The sequence below is a fragment of the Mycobacterium sp. IDUB_3 genome, from assembly GCF_055419585.1.
The window spans coordinates 4,440,567-4,449,404 of sequence record NZ_JBVAXZ010000001.1 but is presented as its reverse complement, the minus strand read 5'-3'; the positions used below and the strand labels follow the sequence as shown (position 1 = coordinate 4,449,404).

The window sequence follows — 8,838 nt, the reverse complement described above, 5'->3', positions numbered from 1 at the left end:
AACGCCAAATACCGCGGATAGATCTCCAACGTGAACTTCGCCGCCGGCTTCCCATCCCGCACCGTCTCCGCAATCGAACCCACCCGGCCGATCTCCACCCCGTTATAGGTCACCTTCGAACCCGGATCCATCACCAACCCGGCGCGGGCGGCGATCATGGTCAGCTGCGTCTTTTCGGTGAAGGCACCCCGGAATTGCCCATACACCAACGCCAAAATCAGCGCGCACACAACCAGCACGGCGAGGGCGATCAACTTGAACGGCGGGGTTCGTTGCGAGTTGATCTGGACGGGTGAGCCGGGACCTGAATGTGTCGACAAGACCGCCGCTGCCCCTCACGTCCGCGCCGCGGCGTCCCGGGAACCGCGGCGAATCACCCCCTGCGTTTGTCAGGGGCTTCGCACTCATGCACTAACGAAGACCAGTGAAATGTACCGTGACGCCCGCGCTTGTGCGAACCGCCGTTCACAAAAGCGACGAGCGCCTCGCCTGGTGATTGGCGATGCCCCTATTTCACGGCCCCGGTCTACGCTCGGGTGGAACGAGGAAAGGTGGGCGATGCTCGCAGCGTTCGGATTCGAATCCCTGGGTGTGGTGGTTGGGGACATGTACTTCATCGACCCGTCCCCGCTCGAGGGTCAGGAGACCCCGGAGCGGGGGGTCAGGCTGGAACTGCGCCTCGTCGACCGCGCGGCGCCCCGGGGCTCGATCTACGCCGGCGTCCCGATCGCCTTCACCCGCCCTGTGTGGCGGGTGGATCTTTTCGGGTCCACCGAGAGCCCGCCCGGGACCCTGGACCGGGCCCACCACCACCCGCGGTTCAACGGTTGGGAACCCAGTAGCCGGCACTTCGTCCCCGAGCTGTCGGCCGACCCACTGGCCTGGCTGACCGAGCAGCTGGCCGACCCGGCCGCCATCCTGGCCCGCGCCGGCGTCGACGCCGATGAGGTCACCGAAGCCGACACGGCCGGGCTCGCGGCGGCGGCCCCGGAGATCGTCGCCGCGGTGCAACGGTTGCTTGACGGCGTGCGCAACGGCGAATTGGCGCCGGCCCCCGCCGAGCCGGTTGCCGCCGCCCGCACCGGCTGGCTCTGAGTTGCGTTAGCGTCGTGGGCGTGACCCTCAAAAACATCGCCCTGACCACCCTCGACGGCCAGCAGACCACGTTGGCCGAATTGTCCGACGGCGCAACGCTGGTCGTCAACGTAGCCTCCAAATGCGGGCTGACTCCCCAATACACCGCGCTGGAGAAGCTGGCCAAGGATTACGGCGACCGCGGGCTGACCGTCGTCGGCGTCCCGTGCAACCAGTTCATGGGCCAGGAGCCGGGCACGGCCGACGAGATCCAGGAGTTCTGCTCGACGACCTACGGGGTGACTTTCCCGCTGCTGGCCAAGACCGACGTCAACGGCGACGACCGCCACCCGCTGTACGCCGAGCTGACCAAAACGGCCGATTCCGACGGGCAGGCCGGAGACATCCAGTGGAACTTCGAAAAGTTCCTGCTCGCCCCCGGCGGTGAGGTGGTGCAGCGGTTCCGGCCCCGCACCGAGCCCGACGCACCAGAGGTCATCAGCGCCATCGAGGCCGTGCTGCCGCGATAGTTCGACTCGAACCTGCGGGCGCTCGTCAAGCGAGCATCGGGTCGATCGCGGAGCGCGGTACCAACACCTGAGGGGCGCCTGCCGCGTCGGGCAGCACATGGCCTTGGTCGAAAAAGAAGATCACACCGTCGTTCGTGACGGCGAAATTCTGATAGTTCGCCGGGTCGTAGAGTACGGCCGGCGCGATGGTCGCGGGCGGCGCGGTCTGCGTCTGGTTCGCCGGCGGCGTGGTCTGCGTCTGGTTCGCCGGCGGTGCGGTCTGCGTCTGGTTCGCCGGCGGTGCGGTCTGCTTCTGCAGCTCGCTCTGCACGATGGGCGCGACGGTCTTCAGCGGGTCATCGACGCGCCACAAGGGCGTGTTGTTTTTGTCGTCTGACGCTGCGGTCCACACAATCGCCTTGCGATAGGTCTGGTCCCAGTTGAACGACTTGAACGTCGTCTGGGGGTGCGCGCCGACGTTCTCGACGACCTTCAACACCACGGCCTCGGTGCCGCGCGGCGGTATTGCCGACCCGTAATTCGCCGACGAAATGGTCAGCTGGTAGGGCTGATCGCGGGATGCGGAGGATTTGGCGACATTGAGAAAATCGTCGCGCTCCTTGGTAACGAAGTCGGCGATGGACTTCTCGTCGGGGTAGCTGACCGGGAAGCTGATGTCGAGGTTGTAGCCGGCGTCAGCCATGTGGATCTCGCATGCCTGGCCAGTGTTGGCACCTTTGAGTTCGGCGCAGTAGTCCTTTGGCGGCGCGGCAGCGGCGACGCCAGCAGAGCCAAAGAGAACGAGGGCCGTCGCGAACGCTGCAACCCTGAAGCTGCGCATGTTGGATCTCCTCCGACAACTCGCGGTACCAATGGACAGATGGAGGTAAAGATAAGCCATCATGATCGCCGGACTTCCTGAGAGGGCTCATCGACTAACGGCGCCCAGCCTGGCTTCGCGAACGTCTCATCGGGCATGAAAACAGCCCCCGGAGCAATCTCCGGGGGCTGTTTTACCTGGTAGCGGGGACAGGATTCGAACCTGCGACCTCTGGGTTATGAGCCCAGCGAGCTACCGAGCTGCTCCACCCCGCGTTGGTAAATGCCAGGTTACCGAACCGGCCTCTCGGCGACCAAATCGTGCGGTCAGCGGCAGTCGAACGATCGAATCCGCGTCAGTGCCCGCCTCAGTGCGACGGCGGGTTCAGCCCGTATCGCTGTGCGATGTCGTCCATCCACTCCGGCGACCCGTACGTCAGCCCGTATTTGTCGGCGAGCTCACCGAACTCGGGCAACTCGTGCAGCGGCTTGCCCGCCGGGTCGTCGGCGTGCTCGACGAGCAACTCGCCTAATTCGCGGAAATAGTTCTCGAATCCGCCTGGAGTGATGACCTCGATGATGCGGCCCGGCTCGCTGCCGGCGTTCCACATCGCGTGCATTTGGCCACGGGGCTTGGTGATGTAGCCACCGGGACCCAGGACCACTTCACTGTCGTCGGAGCGGAAGCCGATCTCACCCGCCAGCACGATCGAATGCTCGTCCTCGCGCGTGTGCCGGTGCGCCGCGGTGAGCAGCCCGACGGCGAACGGGTGCTCGACGATCGATACCTCGCCACCGTTGGTCTTGCCGGACAGCTTGAACACCGCCCCGAAGCCCGGCAGGGCAACATAATCCCCTTCTCCTGGCTGGACAACCGTGACGCCAATCGGGTTCAACTCGGTCATTGGACCTACCTTCCTCGCAAATCCTTTGCGCCGCAATGCTTCGGCCGCTATTTGGGCCGGCTCCTTCAGCCGGCCGCAGCCAGGCCGGTCGCAGGCTCGTCGTGAGGCGGCCACAGCGGCTGCGGCACTTCGATGCCGAACGGCTTGTTCCAGCCGTTGCGGGACGAAACCTCGTGCACCGGATGGCGATTCGCCGCGACACCCCACCTGCCCATGGGGTAACCCAGGGTGAGCATGGCCGACATCTTCCAGCCCTGCTCGACCGGAACTCCCAGCAGCTCATTCACCTCGTCCTCGAAATTGCGAAGCACCATCGTCATGACGCCGCCGACGCCCTCGGCACGAGCGGCGAGCAACGCACTCCAGATCGCCGGGTAGATGTTTGCGCCGCCAAGGTCATCGATGGAGTACACGAACAGCAACAGGGGGACTTCTTCGAAATGGTCGGCCAGGTAATTCCCCGATCCCTTCATTCGCTGCATCGTTTCGGCGTGAGCGGTGGGATCCGCTCCGGGCGCCGTGGCCACCATCGGTCCCGTTCCCGTGCTGAACTTTTCGTATTCGAGGGCGCGGGCTTTGCGGAACAGTTGGGCGAACTTGCGGATGAGCTCCCGATCGTCCACGGCCACGAAGTGCCAACGCTGGGTGTTACCCCCATTGGGGGCGCGGACGGCCGCATCGAGGATGCGGGCCTGGGTGTCCAGCGGAATCGGATCCGGGCGCAACCGGCGCATCATCCGGGTGGTGTAAAGGCCTTCGTAAATGTCCATTGTTCTATTCCTTCCGCTACTCGGGCCAGCTGTTGTTAAGGATCAGGTCGACGAAGTCGACGCGCTCGGAGGCGGGATCGAAGTGCACCAGCACATCGGCGTTCATGGTGCCGTCGGTGGTCCGCGGCCGGTGCTTCATGCCGTCGTTGAACGCTGCCAGGATGCGCTGCTTGAACTGTGGGCGCGGGTGCGCGGCGGTCACCGCGGCCAGCGCCTCGGGGGCCAACTGCTCGCGCCCGACGCCGACCACGTCGACTTCCACACCGGCCTGCAACAGCGCCACTTCGGGTGCCATGAACTCGGGCACGCCGGGGGTGGTGTGCAGGGCGATGCCGAGCCACACCTTGGCCGCGTCAGCCTCGTCGACGCCACGGGCCGTCAGGAAGTCCCGGGCCGCGTTGGCGCCGTCGACCTCGAAGCGGATGTCGGACCCGCGATAGCGCTCAGTCAGCCCGAGATCGTGGAACATCGCACCGACGTAGAGCAGTTCCGCATCCGGCTTCAGGCCGCGGCGCACGCCCTGTAGCGCGCCGAAGAGGAAGACCCGCCTGGAGTGGTTGAAGAGCAACTCGTCCTCGGTGTCGCGGATGAACTCGGTGGCCTCGCGCGCCAACGCGCTGTCGGGTACGTGGATGCCGGCGATGGTGTCGATTGAGCTGGTAGTCACGTTCTCGTCTCCTTGCAAGTGGCTGTTGGTATAAGTGTGCGGCCGCGCGGACGAATTGACCCTGGCCGTTCGGGCCGTCAAGTCCTCAGAAAGCGACAGAATGGCTTGCGTGGCTACAGCCGGAGCGAGTACGCGGGTGGTGGTGATCGTCGTTTTCGACGGGGTGACGTTGTTGGACGTCGCGGGGGCGGGCGAGGTGTTCGCCGAGGCCAACCGCTTCGGCGCCGACTACCAACTCAAAATCGCATCGGTGGACGGGTGTGACGTGGCCAGCTCGATCGGGGCCCGATTGGGCGTGACCGACAGCATTTCGGCGATCGAGTCCGCCGATACCGTCATGGTCGCCGGCAGCGACGACCTGCCGGGGCGACCCATCGACACCGCCCTGGTCGACGCCGTCCGATCGGTGTCAACACGGACCCGTCGTCTGGCGTCCATCTGCACGGGGTCGTTCATCCTCGCGCAGGCCGGCGTGCTCAGCGGCCGGCGCGCCACCACGCACTGGCACGACACCCGGTTGCTGGGTCGGGCCTTCCCCGATGTCACCGTTGAGCCGGACGCGATCTTCGTCCGCGACGGCGACATCTTCACCTCCGCGGGAATCTCGTCGGGCATCGACCTGGCGCTGGCGTTGGTCGAAATGGATTACGGGACCGAACTGGTCCGCGACGTGGCGAGGTGGCTGGTCGTCTACCTCAAACGCGCGGGCGGCCAATCACAATTCTCGGTGCTGCTGGAGGCCGATCCCCCGCCGCAGTCGCCGCTGCGGCCGGTCACCGATGCGATCGCGGCCGACCCCGGCGCCGACTACAGCGTGAAAAAGCTTGCGGCGCTGGCATCCCTGAGTACCCGCCAGTTGACCCGGCTCTTCCAGTCCGAGCTCGGAATGAGCCCGGCGCGCTACGTCGAATTGGTTCGAATCGATTTCGCCCGTAATGCGCTGCAATCCGGCCGCTCGGTCACCGAGACCGCGGGCATGGCCGGCTTCGGCAGCATCGAAACCCTGCGACGGGTATTCGTCAACCACCTGGGCATCAGCCCGAAGGCCTATCGGGACAGGTTCCGAACGGCCTACGCCTGAACGCTATTTGGTGCTGTTGTACTTGGTGATCGCATCGTCCAGGCGTTGCAGCGCCGCGCCGTAGCCGGCGAAATCGCCCTTCTTCTGCGCGTCTTTCGCCGCGCCGATCGCGGCCTGGATCTCTTGCAGCACAGCGGCTTTGGCCGGCGACAGTGTCACCGATCCGTCGGGCACCGGCGGCGCGGCCACCGGCGGTACAGATCCCGGCGTTGCGGCCGGCACCGGAGCGGTGGCCGGCGGACTCGCGGCAGGCGTGCCGGCATCGGTCGGAACGATCCCCGTCGCCGCCGCACCCGCGCCCGGACCGAACAGCCCGGTCAGCGCGTCACGCACGGTGGGGCCATACCCGATCTTGTCGTTGTACATCATCGCCACCCGGATCAGCCGCGGGTAGGACGACGCGGCATCGCTGGCCCCCGGGGAGGCATACACGGGTTCGACGTAGAGCAGCCCGCCCTGCCCCACCGGCAGGGTGAGCAGGTTGCCCCACCGGATCCGGTTCTGGTTGTCACGCCCGATCACGCCGAGGTCCTGCGACACCGCCGGATCGGTGGTGATCGCGTTGTTGGCCAGCTTCGGCCCGTTGACCTGACCCGGGATCGTCAGCACGGTGATCCTGCCGTACGTCGCCGGGTCGGAGCTGGCGCTGATGTAGGCGGCCAGATAGTCACGCTTGAACCGGTTCATCGCGCTGGTCAGCTGATACGACGCCGTGTTGTCGTTCTTCGCAATGTTTTTCGCGACGATGTAGTACGGCGGCTGGTAGCTGCTGGCCGTCGGGTTCGGATCCAGCGGCACGTCCCAGAAATCCGAGGTGGAGAAGAACGTCACCGGATCGTTGACGTGGTATTTCGCCAGCAGCATCCGCTGCACCTTGAACAGGTCCTCGGGATAGCGCAGGTGCTCGGCCAGCTCGGGGCTGATATCGCTCTTGGGCTTCACGGTGCCCGGGAAGACCTGCATCCAGGCCTTGAGCACCGGGTCCTGCTCGTCCTGCTGGTATAGCGAGACGGTGCCGTCGTAGGCGTCCACGGTCGCCTTCACCGAGTTGCGGATGTAGGAGACCCGCTTGTCGGGCGCCAGCTTGTTGAACGCCACCTCGTTGGAGTCCGCAGTCGCCGATTCCAGCGACGTGAGTTCGGAATACGGGTAGTTGTCCAGCGTGGTGTAGCCGTCGATGATCCACACCAGTCGCTTGTTGACGATCGCCGGGTACACCGAGCTGTCGGTGGTCAGCCATGGCGCCACCGCCTCCACCCGTCGCGCCGGGTCGCGGTTGAACAGGATCTTGCTGTTCGAGCCGATCACGTTGGAGAACAAGAAGTTTCGCTCGGCGAATTTCGCGGCGAACACGCTGCGGGACAACCAATCGCCGAGCGGGACGCCACCCAGGCCGGTGTACGTGTAGTTCTTGGTCTCGTTGCTGGTCTCGTAGTCGTATTCGCGGTCGGTGCCGTTGCGACCGACAATCGCGTAGTCGGCCGACGTGTTGGAGATGACCGGCCCGAAGTAGACGCGCGGCTGGTCGAGTTGCGCCGGACCGTCGGACACCACACCGCCGTTGGCGCCGACGACGTTGACCAGGAACTCGGGGTAGCCACCGTTTTGGTTGGGGTCGTTGGCGATTCCGCGCACCGTGTTGGCCGGTGACGCGATGAAGCCGTTGCCGTGGGTGTAGACGGTGTGCCGGTTGATCCAGTCGCGCTGGTTGTCGATCAGCCGGTCGGGGTTGAGTTCACGCGCCGCCACGACGTAGTCACGCAACGCCCCGTTGCGGTCCTGGTACCGGTCGATGGACAGCTGGTCGGGGAAATAGTAGAAGTTCTTGCCCTGCTGGAACTGGGTGAACGCTGGGCTGACGATCGTCGGGTCGAGCAGCCGGATGTTCGACGTGGTCGCGCGGTCGTCGGCGACCTGCTGGGCGGTGGCCTGCGCGTCGCCGGTGTAGTTGCGATAGGTGACCTGGTCCGACGTCAGTCCGTAGGCCTGCCGGGTCGCGGCGATGCTGCGGCTGATGTATTCGCTTTCCTTTTGCGCGGCATTGGGTTTGACGCTGATCTGCTCGACGATCAACGGCCACCCGGCGCCCACGATCAGCGACGACAGCAGCAACAGGACCAGCCCGATCGCCGGAATCCTCAAGTCCTTGAGCACCACCGCGGAGAACACCGCGGCCGCGCAGATGAGCGCGATCGCCATCAGGATCAGCTTCGCCGGCAGCACCGCATTGATATCGGTGTACCCCGCCCCGGTGAAGGGCTTGCCGCCGCGGGTGTGCGACAACAACTCATAGCGGTCCAGCCAGTAGGCAATCGCCTTCAGCACGACCAGCACCCCGACCAGGGTGACCAGCTGGATCCGCGCCGAACGACTCAGCGCGCCGGCCCGACCGGACAGCCGGATGCCGCCAAAGACGTAGTGGGCCAACAGGTTGGCTACGAACGCGAGGAAAGCCGCGACGAACAGGTAGCTGAGCAGCAACCGGTAGAACGGCAGCTCGAAGGCATAGAAGCCGAGGTCCTTGCCGAACTGCGGGTCCTTGATGCCGAAGTCGCCGCCGTGCAGGAACAGTTGGATGCGCACCCAATAGCTTTGGGCGATGATGCCGGCCAGCAGGCCGACCGCCACCGGGATCCCGGCGCTCACCAGTCGCAACCGGGACAGCACCAGGGCGCGGTAGCGCGCCACCGGATCGTTGTCGTTGCTCGGCACGAACACCGGACGGGTGCGGTAGGCCACCGCGAGGCCGGCGAACACGATGCCGCCCACCAGCAGCCCCGCGACCAAGAAGACGACGAACCGGGTCACCAGCACGGTCGAGAACACCGAACGATAGCCGAGCTCGCCGAACCACAGCCAGTCGACGTAGGCGTCGATCAGTCGCGGACCCGCGAGCAGCAGAACGATCACACCCAGTGCGATCAGGATCAGAATCCGGCTACGCCGAGTCAGCTTCGGCATCCGTGCGGTGGGCCGCATCCCCACTGGCTACGCTCCCTGATCGATTGCTAGA

General features: G+C 65.5%; 9 protein-coding genes and 1 tRNA gene. 3 read left to right on the top strand and 7 right to left on the bottom strand.

The genetic code is table 11. The annotated features are described in order from the left end of the window. A partial coding sequence (locus ACZYVJ_RS20800) for an MlaD family protein (RefSeq protein ID WP_463832770.1) occupies positions 1-320 on the bottom strand: 320 nt, incomplete at its 3' end. Positions 321-558: 238 nt separating this feature from the next. Here ACZYVJ_RS20800 and ACZYVJ_RS20795 point away from each other — a divergent pair. Both ACZYVJ_RS20795 and ACZYVJ_RS20790 read left to right on the top strand, forming a co-directional pair. Further along, positions 559-1,095, top strand: coding sequence for a hypothetical protein (locus ACZYVJ_RS20795; protein ID WP_463832769.1), 537 nt, complete (start codon positions 559-561; stop codon positions 1,093-1,095). A gap of 20 nt (positions 1,096-1,115) precedes the next feature. Then, positions 1,116-1,604 carry a glutathione peroxidase gene (locus tag ACZYVJ_RS20790; protein WP_463832768.1) on the top strand — a complete coding sequence of 163 codons (489 nt, stop codon included), beginning with the start codon at positions 1,116-1,118 and terminating at the stop codon, positions 1,602-1,604. 25 nt (positions 1,605-1,629) lie between these two features. Here the strand turns inward: ACZYVJ_RS20790 and ACZYVJ_RS20785 are convergent, their stop codons facing one another. The 5 genes from ACZYVJ_RS20785 to ACZYVJ_RS20765 form a co-directional block, all read right to left on the bottom strand. Next, positions 1,630-2,424 carry an RsiV family protein gene (locus tag ACZYVJ_RS20785; protein WP_463833087.1) on the bottom strand — a complete coding sequence of 265 codons (795 nt, stop codon included), beginning with the start codon at positions 2,422-2,424 and terminating at the stop codon, positions 1,630-1,632. A 177-nt stretch (positions 2,425-2,601) separates the two neighbouring features. Beyond that, a tRNA-Met gene (locus ACZYVJ_RS20780) sits at positions 2,602-2,678 on the bottom strand. Between the two features lie 92 nt (positions 2,679-2,770). Further along, positions 2,771-3,307 (bottom strand): cupin domain-containing protein, encoded by a 537-nt coding sequence (locus ACZYVJ_RS20775; RefSeq protein ID WP_463832767.1) that lies wholly within the window; start codon positions 3,305-3,307, stop codon positions 2,771-2,773. 65 nt (positions 3,308-3,372) lie between these two features. Then, a complete protein-coding gene (locus ACZYVJ_RS20770) occupies positions 3,373-4,077 on the bottom strand; it encodes a nitroreductase family protein (protein ID WP_463832766.1) in 705 nt (234 codons plus the stop codon). 16 nt (positions 4,078-4,093) lie between these two features. Beyond that, on the bottom strand, positions 4,094-4,744 hold the full coding sequence (locus tag ACZYVJ_RS20765; RefSeq protein WP_463832765.1) for an HD domain-containing protein: 651 nt from the start codon (positions 4,742-4,744) through the stop codon (positions 4,094-4,096). 100 nt (positions 4,745-4,844) lie between these two features. Between ACZYVJ_RS20765 and ACZYVJ_RS20760 the strand changes: the two genes are divergently transcribed. Further along, the gene (locus tag ACZYVJ_RS20760; RefSeq protein WP_463832764.1) at positions 4,845-5,825 is read left to right on the top strand and encodes a GlxA family transcriptional regulator; all 981 of its coding nucleotides are present in this window, start codon (positions 4,845-4,847) and stop codon (positions 5,823-5,825) included. A 3-nt stretch (positions 5,826-5,828) separates the two neighbouring features. On the opposite strand, the gene ACZYVJ_RS20755 is transcribed toward ACZYVJ_RS20760, so the two are convergent. Next, a complete protein-coding gene (locus ACZYVJ_RS20755; protein ID WP_463832763.1) occupies positions 5,829-8,810 on the bottom strand; it encodes a UPF0182 family protein in 2,982 nt (993 codons plus the stop codon). Between the last annotated feature and the right edge of the window lie 28 nt (positions 8,811-8,838).

Bases quoted from the DNA above. Each gene is read 5' to 3' on its own strand.
- ACZYVJ_RS20795 (WP_463832769.1), top strand. From the start codon at position 559: ATGCTCGCAGCGTTCGGATTCGAATCCCTGGGTGTGGTGGTTGGGGAC.
- ACZYVJ_RS20785 (WP_463833087.1), bottom strand. From the start codon at position 2,424: ATGCGCAGCTTCAGGGTTGCAGCGTTCGCGACGGCCCTCGTTCTCTTT.
- ACZYVJ_RS20775 (WP_463832767.1), bottom strand. From the start codon at position 3,307: ATGACCGAGTTGAACCCGATTGGCGTCACGGTTGTCCAGCCAGGAGAA.
- ACZYVJ_RS20770 (WP_463832766.1), bottom strand. From the start codon at position 4,077: ATGGACATTTACGAAGGCCTTTACACCACCCGGATGATGCGCCGGTTG.
- ACZYVJ_RS20760 (WP_463832764.1), top strand. From the start codon at position 4,845: ATGGCTTGCGTGGCTACAGCCGGAGCGAGTACGCGGGTGGTGGTGATC.